Genomic DNA, 275 nt, shown 5'->3' on the forward strand with positions numbered 1-275 from the left:
TGTTCAAGCCGCTGCTGATGCGGGAGTTCGAGAAGAGCGGTCCGACCGAGGCCATGGTCCGCACCACGACGGCGCTCACGATCTTCAACGCCGGGGACAAGGACAATGTCCTGCCGGGGAACGCAGAGGCGACCGTCAATTTCCGCCTGCTGCCGGGCGATACCGAGGCCAGCGTCACCGACCATGTCCGCTCGACCATCGCCAACGAGAAGATCTCGATCGCGACGTTCCCGGGCAATACCGATCCGCCACCGGTGACGGGCACCGCGAGCCCG

General features: G+C 65.8%; 1 protein-coding gene. It reads left to right on the forward strand.

Annotated features, from left to right (window positions below; genetic code table 11):
• Positions 1-17 precede the first annotated feature (17 nt).
• Positions 18-275, forward strand: a 258-nt coding sequence (locus tag RMT89_RS42875) for a peptidase dimerization domain-containing protein (protein WP_315889174.1), incomplete at its 3' end; no start/stop codon positions are given.

The organism is Streptomyces sp. P17, from assembly GCF_032436805.1.
Classification (GTDB): domain Bacteria; phylum Actinomycetota; class Actinomycetes; order Streptomycetales; family Streptomycetaceae; genus Streptomyces.